Origin of the sequence: Bifidobacterium sp. ESL0732 (assembly GCF_029395535.1) — a bacterium.
In the GTDB taxonomy this organism is placed as follows: domain Bacteria; phylum Actinomycetota; class Actinomycetes; order Actinomycetales; family Bifidobacteriaceae; genus Bifidobacterium.
This window is the reverse complement of sequence record NZ_CP113920.1, coordinates 1,182,468-1,198,993: the sequence shown is the minus strand read 5'-3', so window position 1 is coordinate 1,198,993 and position 16,526 is coordinate 1,182,468. Positions and strand designations below refer to the sequence as shown.

15 protein-coding genes are annotated in these 16,526 nt (G+C 53.7%); all 15 read right to left on the bottom strand.

Annotated features, from left to right (window positions below):
- Positions 1-23 precede the first annotated feature (23 nt).
- The 15 genes from OZX70_RS04625 to OZX70_RS04555 all read right to left on the bottom strand — a co-directional run bounded on the left by OZX70_RS04625 (position 24) and on the right by OZX70_RS04555 (position 16,447).
- Positions 24-1,397, bottom strand: coding sequence for a DUF6350 family protein (locus OZX70_RS04625; protein WP_277179375.1), 1,374 nt, complete (start codon positions 1,395-1,397; stop codon positions 24-26).
- Positions 1,394-2,329, bottom strand: a complete 936-nt coding sequence (sucD, locus tag OZX70_RS04620; protein WP_277179373.1) for a succinate--CoA ligase subunit alpha — start codon at positions 2,327-2,329, stop codon at positions 1,394-1,396. Before sucD ends, OZX70_RS04625 begins: the two co-directional genes overlap by 4 nt.
- Positions 2,326-3,522, bottom strand: a complete 1,197-nt coding sequence (gene sucC / locus OZX70_RS04615) for an ADP-forming succinate--CoA ligase subunit beta (RefSeq protein ID WP_277179370.1) — start codon at positions 3,520-3,522, stop codon at positions 2,326-2,328. Before sucC ends, sucD begins: the two co-directional genes overlap by 4 nt.
- Positions 3,523-3,588: 66 nt before the next feature.
- The gene (locus OZX70_RS04610) at positions 3,589-4,170 is read right to left on the bottom strand and encodes an adenine phosphoribosyltransferase (protein ID WP_277179368.1); all 582 of its coding nucleotides are present in this window, start codon (positions 4,168-4,170) and stop codon (positions 3,589-3,591) included.
- A 95-nt stretch (positions 4,171-4,265) separates the two neighbouring features.
- Positions 4,266-4,796, bottom strand: a complete 531-nt coding sequence (locus OZX70_RS04605) for a preprotein translocase subunit YajC (protein WP_277179365.1) — start codon at positions 4,794-4,796, stop codon at positions 4,266-4,268.
- Between the two features lie 87 nt (positions 4,797-4,883).
- Positions 4,884-5,945, bottom strand: coding sequence for a Holliday junction branch migration DNA helicase RuvB (gene ruvB, locus OZX70_RS04600; protein ID WP_277182051.1), 1,062 nt, complete (start codon positions 5,943-5,945; stop codon positions 4,884-4,886).
- A 6-nt stretch (positions 5,946-5,951) separates the two neighbouring features.
- Complete coding sequence (ruvA, locus tag OZX70_RS04595; protein WP_277182050.1) at positions 5,952-6,569, bottom strand: Holliday junction branch migration protein RuvA; 618 nt, start codon at positions 6,567-6,569, stop codon at positions 5,952-5,954.
- A gap of 142 nt (positions 6,570-6,711) precedes the next feature.
- Entirely contained in the window at positions 6,712-7,293 is a 582-nt protein-coding gene (gene ruvC, locus OZX70_RS04590; RefSeq protein ID WP_277182049.1) for a crossover junction endodeoxyribonuclease RuvC, read from the bottom strand.
- Positions 7,294-7,299: 6 nt separating this feature from the next.
- Positions 7,300-8,058, bottom strand: coding sequence for a YebC/PmpR family DNA-binding transcriptional regulator (locus tag OZX70_RS04585; protein WP_277182048.1), 759 nt, complete (start codon positions 8,056-8,058; stop codon positions 7,300-7,302).
- Between the two features lie 53 nt (positions 8,059-8,111).
- Positions 8,112-9,302: a glycosyltransferase family 4 protein gene (locus OZX70_RS04580; RefSeq protein WP_277182047.1), complete on the bottom strand. Its 1,191-nt coding sequence runs from the start codon at positions 9,300-9,302 to the stop codon at positions 8,112-8,114.
- 70 nt (positions 9,303-9,372) lie between these two features.
- Positions 9,373-10,383 carry a phosphatidylinositol mannoside acyltransferase gene (locus OZX70_RS04575; protein WP_277182046.1) on the bottom strand — a complete coding sequence of 337 codons (1,011 nt, stop codon included), beginning with the start codon at positions 10,381-10,383 and terminating at the stop codon, positions 9,373-9,375.
- A gap of 171 nt (positions 10,384-10,554) precedes the next feature.
- Complete coding sequence (gene pgsA / locus OZX70_RS04570) at positions 10,555-11,211, bottom strand: phosphatidylinositol phosphate synthase (protein WP_277182045.1); 657 nt, start codon at positions 11,209-11,211, stop codon at positions 10,555-10,557.
- 27 nt (positions 11,212-11,238) lie between these two features.
- Entirely contained in the window at positions 11,239-13,272 is a 2,034-nt protein-coding gene (gene thrS / locus OZX70_RS04565) for a threonine--tRNA ligase (protein ID WP_277182044.1), read from the bottom strand.
- Between the two features lie 141 nt (positions 13,273-13,413).
- Positions 13,414-14,742: an MFS transporter gene (locus OZX70_RS04560; protein ID WP_277182043.1), complete on the bottom strand. Its 1,329-nt coding sequence runs from the start codon at positions 14,740-14,742 to the stop codon at positions 13,414-13,416.
- 124 nt (positions 14,743-14,866) lie between these two features.
- Positions 14,867-16,447 (bottom strand): DUF5605 domain-containing protein, encoded by a 1,581-nt coding sequence (locus OZX70_RS04555; protein ID WP_277182042.1) that lies wholly within the window; start codon positions 16,445-16,447, stop codon positions 14,867-14,869.
- Positions 16,448-16,526: the final 79 nt, after the last annotated feature.

Here is a 16,526-nt window from a genome sequence, read left to right as displayed (position 1 = left end):
TCTCCCTTTTTGTTGCGGTGTTATTATGGGATCTCGGTCTCTTCTTCCGATGTCGAATCGGAAGCTGCTGATGAGACTGAAGTTTTTGATGAATCGGGAATATCACTGCCGGTATCGGCTTCATCGCCTACAGAATCATTTCCGTTTTCGTTTATTTTCCCTTGGGCTCGAAGATATCCGAAGAATAATCGCATCGCGAAGACCATCGCGACAACCACTACGGAAAAAAGCCATGCAGAAGAAAAACCAAGGGCGCTGGGAAGACATACCACACGAGAAGAAGCGGCCGAATCCACGCCAACGTGCGCCAAACGATGCATTCCCAATGCGCCGGAGGAAAGACCGAAAAGAATGTTCATAAGCAACGCCATCAACGCACTTGTGAGGAAGAATGACAGAATCGGATAGACAAACTGGCCGATAATCCTCCCGATTTTGACCGGCTCGTCCGGTTTGCCGGCGCCAATGGCGAAACAGCGTGGCAGGAAGAGCTCGACAACTCCGATAACGAAACCACAGAGAAGGGGAATCGATATGAGGAAAATCCGCAGCGTATCGTTGGAAACCGCTTGAGGGAATATCGCGAAAACTGGAACGGCAGGAAGTCCAGAAGCGTGGTCGTTCCACAATGAAAACCCGGCAAGATCGCCGATGGAGAATCCTGAACCAAATAACCATGAAATCGCCCATAGGCAAAGGTTCGGCAGCCATGCCAAGGTGCACAATGTCGTCATGATCCGTGAACCGGTCTGCATATCGGCCATATGGAAGACACGTACCATGGCACTTTGATTGGTAATGACCCAGACCATCACCGTGATAAAACCGATGGCCAGGTATCCCAACAGCAATGCAAGTGTATTGGCGAATCCGAGTTTAAAAGCGATGGCCATACGGTCTGAGATGTTGCGACGGACGAATTCGATGCACCGCTTCATCAATTTTGATTTTGGCAGAGCCCCGCAAAGAAATCCTATGCTGAAGACCAACGCGGTTTTGAGCATGACCATCCAAATGGGGTCTTTAAGGGTGACTGCGATGTTCTGAGTAAATACCCACATAATCGCGCCCCAGAGCAAGAGACCGGTCACATAGGCTTTGGGGCTGGTTGACAGCATTTTGGTGAGCCGGGCGATTAACCAGATGAGCAGGAAGGTCAATAGCAGGGGCACAATGCTCAATGTGATGGCTCCCGCATGGAAACCCGCTCCCTGACTGAGGAGCACAATCGCCAAAGTCAGGGAAACAGACTGGCCGGAAAGCGTGCCGCCGCCTTCTTCCATAGAGACGATCAGCAGTGTCAACGCCATGAAAAGCCCAAGACACACCGTGAAAATAACCGATGCGCCGAGGGCTATCACAAGCCCTTTTATCCATGGCCGCTGATTTTTGCTCATGCCTTGGAAGTACCGCCATTCACTATCTTGCGAATCAGCTGCGCCGCTTGGCCAGGAGTCTTCCCCACTGGAATTCCTGCGGCTTCAAGCGCTTCCTTCTTATCCTGAGCGGTGCCTTTTCCTCCGGAGACGATGGCACCGGCATGGCCCATTTGCTTTCCCTCGGGAGCAGTAAATCCGGCGATATAAGCCACTACGGGTTTGGTCATATGTTCCTTGGCCCAAGCCGCCGCGTCCTGTTCGGCGTTGCCACCGATTTCGCCGATCATCATGACGGCTTTGGTGGCTTCGTCAGCCTCAAACTGCTGCAGGGCTTCAACCAGCGTCGTGCCGACTATCGGATCGCCGCCCACACCGACACAGGCTGTGAAACCGATGTCAGAGAGCTCACCCATCAGCTGGTAGGTCAGGGTACCGGATTTGGAAACCAAGCCCAAGGGCCCCGAGGAGACAATGCCATCAGGGATGATGCCGAGGTTGGTGCCTTTATCGGTAGGGTCGTCGGTTTCGGGAAGTTTCAGAAGACCAGGGCAATTGGGCCCGATAATCCGGATGCCTTTGCGCAAGGCCAGTTCGACGCAATATGCCGTGTCGGCCACCGGAATGCCTTCCGTGATGACAACGATGAGGTCGATACCGGCTTCGATGGCTTCCAGCATCGCATCTTTGGCGAAACGAGGAGGCACAAAAATTACACTTGCCTTGGCACCGGTGGCCTCTTTGGCCTCTCCGCAGGTCGCATAGACAGGAATATCGATGTCGTTGTCGGCTTCATCGACATGGAAAGTCACCTTCTGACCGGCTTTGCGGGGATTGACACCACCGACGATATTGGTGCCGGCGTTGAGCATACGTGCAGTATGTGTCATACCTTGATGGCCGGTCATACCCTGAACGATGACAGGTGCATTGTCTTCGATAAACAGTGTCATTTCGTGGCCTCCTTAGCGTGCTTTGCAAGCCTTGCGGCCTCTTGCGCTGCCTCTTCCATCGTGGCACTGACATGGATATTGGGATTATGCGCATCCTCAAGTATCTTAAGACCTTGTGCAGCGGCGTTGCCGTCGAACCGGACGACAATCGGCCTGGAAACGTTCAGTTTCTCAAGAGCTTCCAAGATTCCGTGCGCCACCTCATCACAAGCGGTAATGCCGCCATAGACGTTAACGAACACCGATTCGACCTGTGGATCAGAAAGAACGATGGAAAGGCTGGTGCTCATGACCTCTGCAGAAGCCCCTCCTCCGATATCAAGGAAGTTGGCCGGTTTCACACCGGTGCCCTGTTCCTCACCTGCGCCGGAGATGGCATCCAAAGAGCTCATTACCAAGCCGGCGCCGTTGCCGATGACCCCAACTTCGCCTTTCAAATGCACGTAATGCAATCCGTGTTCTTTGGCACGTTCCTCGAACATATCAGTATGGGTGGTGTCGGCGAAACGCTTCCATCCGTCATGGCGGAATGCGGCGTTGTCGTCGAGAGAAATCTTGGCATCAAGTGCGCACAGCTTCTTTGAGGATTCGTCATCTGGGTCACCGATTTTGGCCAATGGATTGATTTCCACCAAGGTCGCATCGTTATCTTTGAAGCATTTCCACATCTTCAAGAGCACATCCGCAGCCTGATCGACATCCGCATGGTAGAACCCGATTGATTCCGCCATTTTACGGGCTGCATCCATGTCGAAATCCTGCAAAGCGCTGATATGCAGTCGTTTGACGGATTCAGGATGTTCTCTGGCGATTTCCTCGACTTCAGTACCGCCATTGGCCGTTGCCAATACGTCGAAATCGCGTGAAGAACGATCAAGCGAAATAGAAACGTAATACTCATGAAGTACATTCTTGGCTTCAGCCACGAGAACGCCATTGACCTTATGACCACGAATGGTCATCGGCAAAATCTGTTCCGAAGAGAGAATGGCTTCATCCTGGGTTTTTGCGAGCTTTACTCCGCCTGCCTGGCCACGATGTCCGATCCGGACCTGCGCTTTGACAACGCATGGATAACCAATTTCGTCAGCAGCTTCAGCGACCTCATGGGAATTCTGAGCGAAAATCCCTTTCGGCGTGTCAATGCCTTGCTCCGCAAGCAGCTGCCGTGCCTGATACTCATAAAGATCCATAAGAACCCTCTTAACTACTGTATAGAAACTCATTCAATCTGTGTCATTGACGACTGAAGACCATTGTCAGGCCGGCATGGTGACCAAAGAGCTGATTGGCATATCGCCCAAATCGCTACGACCGGTGAGTCCGATGAGCTCCATCACGAAGCTGAAGCCGACAACCTCGCCGCCTGCTTTGGCGATAAGGTCGGCGGCAGCCTTTGCCGTGCCGCCAGTCGCGATCAGATCGTCGACAATCAGTACTTTGTCGCCAGGCTTGATTGCGTCTTTTTCGATTTCGACCTTGGCTTCGCCATATTCGAGCGAATAACTTTCACCTATGGTTTCAGGAGGCAGTTTTCCTGCCTTACGTACGGCCAGAAAACGCTTACCAAGTTTGGCTGCCAGCGGCGGACCAATAAGGAAGCCACGAGCTTCCAGTCCGGCAATGTAGTCAAAGGAATCCACCGGAACAGGCAGGGCCAATTCAAGCGCCTTGAGCATAATCGAGAATCCATGCGCATCCGCAAGCACCGGAATGAAATCACGGAACAGCACGCCCTCTTTCGGGAAACCTGGAATGGTCCGAATGAGCGAAGCCATATATTGTGCGTCCTCTGCACCGACCTTGCCGAGCTCTGTGATGGTGATATCCGATTGTGTCATGAGCACGCCTTACTGCCTAATGGCCATTGATTACTGATTGGTTGAGGGCTGTGCCCCAAAGCATAACCCGATAAACTATTTAAACCAGAAAGCGGTCACTTCTCTTTTCCGCTGTTCTCGTCTTTCTTGGCGTCGTCCGCTGAGGTTTCGTCTGCCTTTTCATTGTTGTTCTCAGACTGTTCCTCGACAGGCGTGTCTTGGTTTTCATCGTCGCTGTCGAAAGGCTTTTGTGCCTGGTTGTCGGACTGAGTCTGCTCATTCGTGCTATCGCTATCTTCCGGAGCGTTGGCTTCATCCTCATCCGTGTTCACAATCGGATTGCCGTCCTCATCCACTTCGTCATCGTCGATGAAGGCAGGACGCTCATACTTCTTGCTGATGGCACGGAACGTAAAGCGCATTTCGGAACCTTCGGAATCAATGACGATCTCTTCGTATTTGGTATCGACAGAGACGACTTTGCCGATGACACCGCCGATGGTCTGCACCAATTCACCGGGCTGTAGCGAAGAGCGGAAATCCTGAACCTTTTGCTGCTGCTGCTTGGACTTGTGGGACTGCCACCACATCAATGCGACCATTGCCACAACGAGAACGATAAGAAAAACTGAATTGCCACCACTCACAGGGAACTCCAATCGGACGAAACGTTAATTACGGACTTGCTGAAGATGCCAAACTCTCTGATATCTACATACCTACCGTACCGGATTTTAGAATAACTTGTTGACATCATCTTTCGGTTCGAGACCCAGATGTTGCCATGCTTTTTGCGTCGCAACCCTCCCTTTTGGAGTACGGACCAGGAATCCCTCACGCACCAGATACGGCTCGCAGACGGTTTCCACCGTTTCAGATTCCTCTCCGACCATTGCAGAAAGATTGTTGAGACCGACAGGCCCTCCGTCAAAGTTCTTGACAATGGCGTTCAAAACAGCCAGATCAAGCCTGTCAAGACCTTCAGAATCAATCTGATACAGTTCAAGTGCAGCCTCAACATCATCGGGGCCTATTTCGTCGAGATCGTGGACGATCGCCCAGTCGCGTACGCGTCGCAGCAGCCGGTTGGCGATACGCGGTGTGCCGCGGCTACGTAGAGAAAGTTGTTGGGCACTGCCCTCGGTCAGGTTGATGCCGAGCACCCCAGCGCTGCGTTCGATAAGCCGCTCCAGCTCCTCGTGAGGATAAAAATCGAGATGGGCAGTGAAGCCGAAACGGGCACGAAGCGGCGAAGGCAACATACCTTCTCGGGTGGTCGCGCCGATGACGGTGAACCGTGGCAATGTCAAAGGAATGGAGGAAGCGCCAGGCCCTTTGCCGACCATAACATCGACGCGGAAATCCTCCATGGCTATATACAACAGCTCTTCGGCGGGACGCGGCAGACGGTGAATCTCGTCAATGAAGAGTACTTCGCCTTCGTCGAGAGAGCTCAGAATCGAAGCCAAATCACCTGCATGCTGAATAGCGGGGCCTGAGGTCACGCGAATGGGAACCTGCAATTCGTTGGCCACAATCATCGCCAACGTGGTTTTGCCGAGACCCGGAGGACCCGCGAGCAGAATGTGATCCGGCGGTACGTCGCGTTTTCTTGCGGCATCGAGAAATAGCTGCAATTGGGCCTTGAGCAATGGCTGGCCAATGAAACCTTCCAGTGCCCGTGGGCGAAGTTCCTCGTCGCTGACCGGTTCGTTGCCGATCGGCTCGGAGGAAATCATGCGCAATGACTGTTCGCCGGCTCCCTTGTTTGATTGTGACCCGTTGGTCTCTGCCATGATGATTTAGCGCCCCCGATCCAAGGATGTCAATGCCAGTTTCAACACTTTGGGGATGTCTGCATTGTCCAGTGGCGTCTTGATATGGTTGTCTTTGCAAACCTTGGTCACGGCATGCGCCGCGTCGTTTTCGCGCCAGCCCAGCGAGACCAGGCCTTCAATGACCTCCATAGTACCGGTGTCGTATTCAGGCTCGGTCGAGGCTCTCCCACTTTCGATCTCATCGAGATTGATGGAGCCACGAAGCTCGAGGATGATTTTCTGCGCACCTTTTTTGCCAAGCCCTGGGGCTTTTGCCAAAGCGGCCGCGTCCCCGTCCATAACGGTTTTCGCGAGCTTGTCTGGAGGAAGCGTTGAAAGCAACGACAACGCGACCCGAGGCCCTATGCCGCTTACTTTTTGCAGTTGAAGGAACATACGTTTCGAAGATTGTGATAAAAATCCATATAACGCGATGGCATCCTGCGAGACGTTCAGAGAAGTGAACACCTTGGCTTCTTGGCCGGAATGCAAAGCGGAAAGCTCGGCGGCCGGCATACGCACCTCGAAGCCGATTCCGTTGACGTCAATCAGGGCAGAGTCATTGCCGACGCCTTCCACCTTGCCGTTAAGCATTCCTATCATTCGTCACTCCCACCGCAAAATCCGTCATTACCAATAAATAAAGCCTGCGTTTACCGCTGGTTCGAAACCAAAAAAGAACTGGCTACCTGTTGGGAACAGAAGGAAACCAGCATCTCTACCATTCGAACATCTGTTCGATAGCTTACATGCCCCTATCGACGCTATGACGTTTCTTGGCATGCTGCTGGGCCTGCGCCCATTGACGCTGGGCAAGGGTCAGATGTTGCTCGCGTTCCCCGCCTTGAAGCGCCCCGGAAGGACGCAACGCGTGGCATATCGCCTGCGCTAAGGCGTCGGCGGCATCAGCCGGCTCAGGAATCCTGTTGAGGTTCAAGATGCGCGCGACCATGCGTTCCACCTGAATCTTTTCGGCGCGCCCGTTTCCAGTTACGGCCATCTTGGCTTCCGTCGGCGTGTGCAGCGCCACAGGGATGCCCCGTTGCGCAGCAGCCAGCATCGCAAGTCCCGCAGCCTGCGCCGTACCGAGAACTGTATTGCGGTTTTCCTGCGCGAACACGCGTTCGATGGAAACCGTATCAGGCGAAAACCGGTCGATTTTCGCCGCAAGCCCGTTGTATATGGCCAGCAGTCGCAGGTCCTGCGAAATATGCGGATCGCTGCGCACCACGTCGACGTGAACAAAAGAAAGCCGGCGCGATGCGTCGGCTTCGATCACACCGACCCCACAGCGTGTAAGCCCAGGGTCGACGCCAAGGATAATCACAGCGGATTACTCCTCTGCATCCAGCTGTTCCATGACCTCATCGGAGGCGGTCCAGTTGCTGTAGATGCTCTGCACGTCATCAAGATCATCGAGGTTGTCGATAAGCTTGGAGACCTTCTGAGCATCCTCAAGACTCAAATCCACCTCGGTCTTGGGAATCATCACCAGATCGGCGGAATCATAGTCGATGCTGGCCTTTTGCAAAGCCTCACGCACAGCGACCATGTCTTCAGGAGCGGTGATAACGACATAGACCTCGTTTTCGTCCCTGACATCCTCGGCACCGGCTTCGGCGGCGATTTCAAAGAGCTTGTCGTAATCAAGCCCGTCGGAAGGAACCACGATCTGGCCCTTGCGCTCGAAGTTGAAACTCACGGAACCAGAGGTAGCCAGCGAACCGTTGCCTTTGGTCAGCGTGGAACGCACTTCGGCGGCCGCACGGTTGCGGTTGTCGGTGAGGCACTCTATGATCAGGCCCACCCCGGCAGGCGCATAGCCTTCGTAAGTGATGCTTTCGTAATTGGCGGCTCCGGCCTCAGCACCGGACCCACGCTTGATGGCGCGCTTGATGTTGTCGGACGGCATCGAAGACTTCTTGGCCTTGACAATGGCGTCATACAGTGTTGGATTGCCGTCGGGATCTCCGCCGCCCAGACGTGCTGCAATTTCAATGTTCTTGATGAGTTTGGCGAACAGCTTGCCGCGCTTCGAATCGATGGCGGCCTTCTTGTTTTTAGTGGTCGCCCACTTGGAATGCCCTGACATATTGCTCCTAGCAGGTATACGAATACGTTAAACGTAACAATTTTAAAGCGGTTTCACGACAATACGCGGGCGTAGACTTCTAAAACCCGGTCGGTCACTTCGGGCCAGTCATAACGTTTGGAGCGTTCGAAGCCCGCCTGTCGCAAGTGTTCGTGACGTTCCGGGTTGTCCAAAAGCGCAATTACCTGTCGGGCGCAATCGTGCCCATCGCCGTTGGTAAACAGTGCAGCATCGTCACCGTCCTGGGCGACGGCTGCGAAAGCGTCAAGATCGCTGGAAGCAACAGCGCAAGAGGCGGCCATGGCCTCGACCAGAACGATGCCAAAACTCTCGCCGCCGGTTTGCGGGGCTACGTATACGTCAAGCGATTTGTAGAACCGAGCCTTCTCCTTGTCACTGATGCGGCCAAGGAATTCGAAACGTTTGGCCAACGTTCCAGTGGGGTCGACCTTAGCAAGAATCTTTATGGCATCCTGCTCCCCTGTGCCGGCGCAAAGAAAACGAGCAGAGGGATAACGTTTGATGATGTCGTTTGCCGCATGGGCGAAGACGGAGAATCCCTTGCGTGTCTCACCCATACGGCCAAGAAAGCCAATGGTCGGCCGTTCCGTTGTTCCTTGCCAGGCCGCCTTCGGTTGGGCTGTCGCAAAGAACCTGCGATTGATGCCGTTGGGAATGATGTCATATTCGATATTGCGCGGACCATAGTGGTTGACTACCTGCTTGGCTGCATCCGAAACGCAGATTCCTGCAGAAAGCGGCGAGAGATACTGCCGCAAATACCCTTGAAAAACACGTAAAGCCAACGGATACGGGTCGAAAGCGGCATGGAATGTGCCGACGAACGGCGGGTGATGGATCATCGTCAGCGGTTTGTGGCTGAGCGACGGCGTTTCGGGCTCGTGCAGATGGACGATGTCGAAATGTCCCTGTTTGACCCAGCGGCGGGTGCGTGGCCCCACGAAACCGAAATAGCTCAAACGAGCCACGGAACCGTTGTATGGAATGGAAAACGAGGAATCGTTGGTGGTCACCCAAAGCGGCATGTCACGCGTTCTACGTCCCGGAGCCAGCACTTCGACATGGTGGCCGCGTTTCAAGAGCTCCTCCGCAAAGTCACGGATGTGGAACTGCACGCCGCCCGGCGTCTCGAACGAATACGGGGAGATGATGCCGACATTCAGTTTTCTGCCATGAAGCGGGTCTGGACGCTCGACGTTTCCATCGTTTTCTACATAGGACATGATTCTTTATTCTGCCATAGATTCAGTATTTCGGCGTTTATTTCTTGCTCAATCATCATAGAGACAATAATCACATTGCGGTTTTATCGGTTACCTTGATTTGTCTGAGCTCTGCCATGACCTCATCGGGTACATCCTTAAGACGTGAGATATCCAAATCCTCAATAAAGATCGGCTGCAGCATATGCCAGTCTTCGGGATGCGCAGAAATGTCATGGCTCCAGACGTCGACCCATGCCTGGCTGATGGCGTGGATAGCCTCTTCACGGGGCAGGCTGCGGAATCGGTCAATATCGACAGGAGCGCTGATATCGACGACGTAGCCATAGCGAATACCGGCCTTTTTTCGGGCCTCGCCATGAAGTTTCTCACGGAACATATTGACCACAAACAATGGCTTGCCCGTATCCAACGCCAACGTCGCCGGCCCTCGAGCCACACGAATGGTGGATCCGAAAGCGTGTACGAATTCTCCATGACGGCTCAAATCCCGGTCTGCGAGTAATGGCACCAGAACGTGTGGCTTGGCCAGCGCGTCCTCCAGCTTTTCGATAAGATGGGGCTGGCCAGTAAGCAGCACGGTGATGTCCATACGCTTGCGAATTTCGATGAACGTGTCGAGTAGTTTCTCGTTTTTAAGCCGTTCGGCAGTGACGGTTACAGGAGCAAGCACGTTAGCCGCGAGGAATCCTTCGTAATCCCAGTTTCCTTGATGGCTGATGGCCATGGGTGCGCTGCCAGGATTGTCATGCACAAGTTCTCTGCATATCGGCAGTCCCTGGCCAATCGGTCTGGCACGAGCAAGAAGTCGTTCGTCCGAATGACCGCCGACCGTCATCGCTTCGGCAAAGTAGGTGAAGTACGAACGCATGCCACGATGGCTGGCTTTGCGCAGATCTTTTTCCGTAACTTTTCCGTCCCGTGATTCAAGAACGTGACGCAGGTTGCGTTCCAGCTGTTTGACTCCCCCGACATGCAACAACCAACACGCATCCGCGGCAAAGAGAAAAAGGCCACGAAGCAACGGTTCAGGGATGACCCTTGGGTGTTTGGCTAGAAATACGAGGAAATTATCGAACATATCGGTGATTGGTCTTTCAAACGTTGAATCGTAGGAGGTTTAAAATGTTGTCGTTTTAGCAGATAGCGTTACTCTAAATTCATTCTGCAAATAAAAGCAAGCGATTGAATGCGGTATGCCAAAGCCTGTCCCGCATGTTCAAACAGAAATGCGAAACAGGCTTGTTAACAATCAGATTGCGCCGTCGGCTTTCATCTGCCGACGCACTTCGAAGATACGCTGGAAAACGGTGATGGTGCCAAGCACCGCCAGAATGACAATGAAAGCCATGAGCCACCGCGGGTCGCCGAAGATACCGCTCAAGAGCATGCCGACAAGAACGATGACCAAGCGGTCACTTCTCGTGGCAATGCCGTTTTTGGCCTCATAACCCACCGATTCAGCGCGGGCACGGGCGTAGGAAGTGACGAACGAGGTCATCATGGCATACATCGAAGCACCGATGCCTACCCAACCAATCACGTCGTCCATGTCGATAGTTCCGGAGGCAATCGACATACCGCCGTGCAACAGAAAATAGAGCACTACCGCAAAAAGCACGGCCCAATCGGCGATACGGTCAAGGGTCGAGTCGAGGAAAGCCCCGAATTTCGTACCGCCGGTGGTCAATGCAGCTACTGAACCGTCCAACGAATCGAATGCCGCGAGAATCGCCATCAATATGGAACCGGGAATGAGCCAGCCGGTGATTCCCGTGGCGATGGCCACGAGAATCGTACCGACGGCTCCGATAATGGTCACTGCGTTCGCCGTAAGGCCCATCGCCACCAACAGCTTGGCTATCGGAGCGATGAGGCGTTTGAACGGTGGTCGTAGTTTTTCGAGCATGCTTACGCTTCCCTCAGCAACTTTCTCTTACTTGGTCGCTTGAGCGAAATCATCGGCGTTGTTGACTTGGGCACGGGACTTGATGACCTTCAGGATATCGGCCTTAGCCTCGTCGACGGGAACGCCGTTAAGCTGGCTGCCGTCGCGGAAGCGGAAGCTGACCGCATTCTTGTTGACATCGTCCTCGCCAGCAATCAGGGTGAAGGGCACCTTGGATTTGGATGCATTACGAATCTTCTTGCCGAAGCGATCGTCGGACGTGTCCATCTCGCAGCGCACCGTTTCCTGAGTCAGGGAGTCGATGAACTTCTGGAGGTGAGGCGCGAATTCGTCGGCAACGGGAATGCCCGTGACCTGAACCGGAGCCAGCCAGACGGGGAATGCGCCAGCATAGTGCTCAAGCAGAATGGCGAAGAAACGTTCAATGGAACCGAACAGTGCACGGTGAATCATCACCGGACGCTGGTGCGTTCCATCCTTGGCGATGTACTCGAGCTTGAAGCGCTCGGGCAGATTGAAGTCAAGCTGGATGGTCGAAATCTGCCAAGTGCGGCCGATGGCGTCACGAGCCTGCACAGAAATCTTCGGACCGTAGAACGCAGCCCCGCCCGGATCCGCCACAAGGTCAAGTCCGGATTCCTCGCCGACCTCACGCAATGTCTCGGTGGCTTCCGTCCAGATTTCGTCGGACCCGACGAACTTGTTCTCGTCCTTGGTGGAAAGCTCAAGGTAGAAGTCGCTCAGACCGAAATCTCGCAGTACCTTCAGCACGAAGTTCAGAATGGACTTGAGCTCGTCCTTCATTTGGTCACGGGTGCAATAGATGTGCGAATCGTCCTGCGTCAAGCCACGCACACGGGTCAGTCCGTGGACCTCGCCGCTCTTCTCATAACGGTAGACGGTTCCGAACTCGAAGAGGCGCAGAGGCAACTCCTTGTAGGAACGCTGACGTGATTTGAAAATCAGGTTGTGCATCGGGCAGTTCATCGGCTTCAGGTAGTAATCGAAGCCTTTCTTGGTGATGTTGCCGTCTTCATCCACCTCTTCGTCAAGGTGCATCGGGGGGAACATGCCGTCCTTATACCACTGCAGGTGGCCGCTGGTCTCGTAGAGACCGCCTTTGGTTATGTGCGGGGTCTGCACGAAGCTGTAACCAGCCTTACGATGCATTTCGCGGGAGTAGTCTTCCATGGCATTGATGATGGCGCCACCCTTCGGATGGAAGACGGGCAGACCGGGTCCGATCTCCTCCGGGAAGGAGAAGAGGTCCATCTCTGCGCCCAGCTTGCGGTGGTCGCGCTTGGCGGCCTCCTCCATACGGGCCTGATAAGCTTTCAGATCCTCCTTGGAAGCCCAAGCCGTACCGTAGATGCGCTGCATTGAAGGATTGTGTTCATCGCCCAGCCAATAGGCGGCGGCGGTACGTTCCAGCTTGAACGCCTTGATATAACGAGTATTAGGCAGGTGGGGGCCTTGGCAAAGGTCCTTCCAAACGATGTTGCCATCACGGTCAAGATTGTCGTACATCGTGATTTCGCCCTGATTCGGCACCTCGGTGCCGACGGTCTCGTCGATGTCTTCCTTCTTCTTGCCGATGAGCTCGAGCTTGTAAGGCTGGTCGGCCTCTTCTTTTCTGGCCTCGTCCTCGCTCACCACGCGGCGACGGAAGGACTGGGAGGACTTGATAATACGCTTCATGCGCTTGTCGATTTCCTTCAGATCATCAGGGGTGAAGGGCTTATCGACGTCGAAATCATAATAGAAGCCATTCTTGATGGCTGGGCCGATGCCGAGCTTGGCATCCGGACGAATCTCCTGAACCGCCTGCGCCATGACATGGGTGGCGGAGTGGCGCATAATGGCCAAGCCGTCCTCGCTGTCCAAGGCAATGGGTTCGACGCTGTCGCCGTCGTGAAGCGGAGTGTAAAGGTCGCGTGGCTTGCCGTTCAAACGGACGGCGATGATGTTCTTGTCTTCGGCGAAAAGATCGGTGCCGGTCTGCGTGGCTTCCACCTCCTTTGCACTTCCGTTGAGTTTGATGGAGATGGTTTGTTCAGCCATGGTATGGTGTCCTTTGCTTTCAGGGTCCGCGTTACTAGGGGCAGGCCTGGACGGTAATTCAACGTCTCTTAGGTTATGTGGCAACACAGACATGGCTGAAATCCGAGAAGATAGCTCCTTCTAATCCTCCTGGAAAACGCCTCAGAGATCTTTGATACGGTCATCCAAATCGTAGATGAACAGCAAGAGAGCAATGACGACGACCATGGCAATTGGAGCCCAAACAAACATATCGATCATTGCATGTATCGCCGACGCGGCCTGATGTGGCGCTCCCCCGACATAACCGCTTTGTGCAAGAACCCATGCGATGGCTGCGGAGGATACTCCCATGGCGATCTTCATAGAGAAACTCGAGGAGCTGAAAACGATGCCGTCCGACCTGACGCCTGTGGTTTTTTCGCCGTATTCGACCACGTCACCGCTCATCGCGTTCAAAGAGGCATTCATCGGCACCATTCCGAACATCCTCAAGATGATCGAAACGAAAAACATCATCGTGTTATACGGATTTACCAGCACCAGAAGGCTTCCCGCCACAACCAGCACCAGACCGGCCAACGAGAGGTTCCGTTTGCCAAACCTGACGATTAACGGACCAGCCAACGGCAGACCGATGATCAACGGAATGACCGTAGCCAAACCGATAACCCCAGTGAGATTGGAATTGCCCAGGACGTAGGTCGAAATATATGCCGCCATACCGTTGGAAATGCCGTTATATATCCACAAGGCGAAATTGAGTCCCAGTGTAACCCACCAGTACTTGTTGCCGGCCAAAGCTCTGAACTGTTTGAGCACCGAAACACGTTGAGATTCCGCGTTCTGGGCAGTCACTTTTTCATGGGTGTTGTGGAATGTGAACCAATATCCGAAAGGAATCATCACTGCGATAACCCCGAAGAAAACACTCCAACCCATGGCTTTGTTGGCAAACATTCCGATAATCGGCATGGCCAGAATATAAACGAGCATCGCGGCGATATTGGCTATCGTCATCCGATAGATATTGAGGCTCGTCTTCTCGTCGCTGTCGGAAGTGAGCAGGGAGGTCAACGAGGCGTAAGAATCGTTGACCGTCGAATAGGCGATATTGACCACCGTATAGATGATCCAGGCATAGATTGCGCCCTGTAGTGAGTTGCCGAACGGGTCGGTAAACAGAAAGAGGAATGCAATCCCATAAAGGATGCCTCCGGCCAGCATCCACGGGCGGGCCTTCCCCCACTTGCTGTCGGTGCGATCGACGAGGATGCCGACCAACAAATCCCAAAAGGCCGCGATAACGCGCACCACCAAGAGCATTGAGGCGATCATCGCCGGAGAGAATTTGACCACATCCGTGTAGAACATGGTCAGGTAGGTGGCCATGGCGATATTGCCGATGGACGTCCAGAAATCGCCCATGCCAAATGCAAATTTTGTCAGAAACGTCAGTTTGTTCGTTTGAGTTCCAGCCGGTACTGTCATTCAACAATCTTTCACAATATTTTGGCGCATCGAATATGCAATGCGCCAGTTTTCCGGAGTTTTCGATTCCGTCGGTACCAATAGCTGTCCGAGTATTGGTACCGACAGTACTTTGCCCAGGAAGCTAGGCTTTGAGAATCCGTACGGCCATATATTGCTTATTGAGATCCACTTTGACCGAGTTCTGGTAAGTTCCCGGAAGCCTGGTGATGCTCATATTCCAGGTATCAATGACGTCGACCTTATAGCTTTTGCCTTCAGGAAGCGGGAATTCGCGATAAAGGGGCCTATACCAGCCGAAATAGACAAGCTGATAATCCGTGCTGCTGCGCAATACAGGAACGTCCCAGTACTGCATCGCCTTCTCCAGAGCTGGATTGGCGGCCATGCCTTCGGGCAGAGGCGAGGAGGTAGGCCACATAGCATCCTGCGCAAGCGATGCGTCCAGCGGAGCCGCATCAAGCGGTGCCTCTTCGAAAATTTTCCTCATAAACGCGATACGCTGCGGAGCCTCGCCGTGAAGCTTGCCGCCGTGCGCCCACCAGATCTGCGGCCCTTTGTCGATGAAGGTCTCGCCGTGGGTCACATAGCCGCCGCGGATGGCGCCTTCCCAGAACCGGCGCATGAGTTCCTGACCAGTGAGATTGCCCCAGCCCCAATAGATGTTACCTTCATACCCGGGTTCGTCGCACACTACGGGCTTGCTAAATTGGGCACGCCATTGCGTGATGTCTTCAGTGGTGCGGGTGGTGTCGATACGTTGAATCGAGCAATGGGTGCACCAAGGTTCGTTGTAATCGTAGACGTGTGTGCAATTATGAACCGAACGCAGGTGGTTGAAGGGATCGTTAGCCATGACCACACGCGCGTAACACCGCCAATCTTCAAGCGACTTCTGAGGCATCAGGTCATACTCGTTGGCAAGCGACCACCAGATGTTCTTGTAGGCGCTGTACCGGCGAGCCATGTAGGCCAGATAGAATTCGTCATCCTCGGTGCTCATCTTGCTGAAGCCCCACTTGGGTTTGTCGTAAGGATGCAACAGAATAACGTCGGCCTCGATACCGAGTTCGTCGAGTTGGGCGATACGGTGATCAAGATTGTTGAAGAAATCCTCATTGAAACGGCGATGGTCGAATCCGGACTCCATGGAACCCTGATAGGCGAAACTGGCTGGATCTGCATGGTTGAAGTCATAGAACTTCGGGAACACACACATCCTGATCTTATTGAATGGGGCCTTGGAAAGTGTCTCCAGGGTCTGTTCCTGAACGTCCTCGCTCTGGTTGATCCATCCATAGCAAGTTGTTCCGTAAGGCTGGTACGGCGTGCCGTCGTCGTAACAGAAACGATACGGCAGTTCAGTTCCGTAGGCCTTGGCTTCCTCGGCGCGGAGCACTTCACTGGCCAGTTGCACCCTTCCATGGTTGTTGGCCGAAGCTTTGTCCACTTCGATGACACCCTTATGGCCTGCTAACGTTGAATCATTGCTTTCGGTCTCGTAACTCCATTCCCCATCGATGGTGGGCATAAAACGTAGCGAATAATGGCCGTCCGAACGGTAGAACCCGTTCACACTCACACATTCCCCACTTTTCTGAGAAACAAACCTTGCACCAAAAGCAACGTCTTCGTAAGGATTGCCGTCCTGCGTTCCTTCCAGATTCAGCTCGAAAAGCTTATATTGTTCAACATGCTCGTTCATGCGCCGCACCTTTCCATTCATGTACGGACACGACGACGTTCCCGCACAAGTCAATGTTGGTAACCAATAAAACATAATA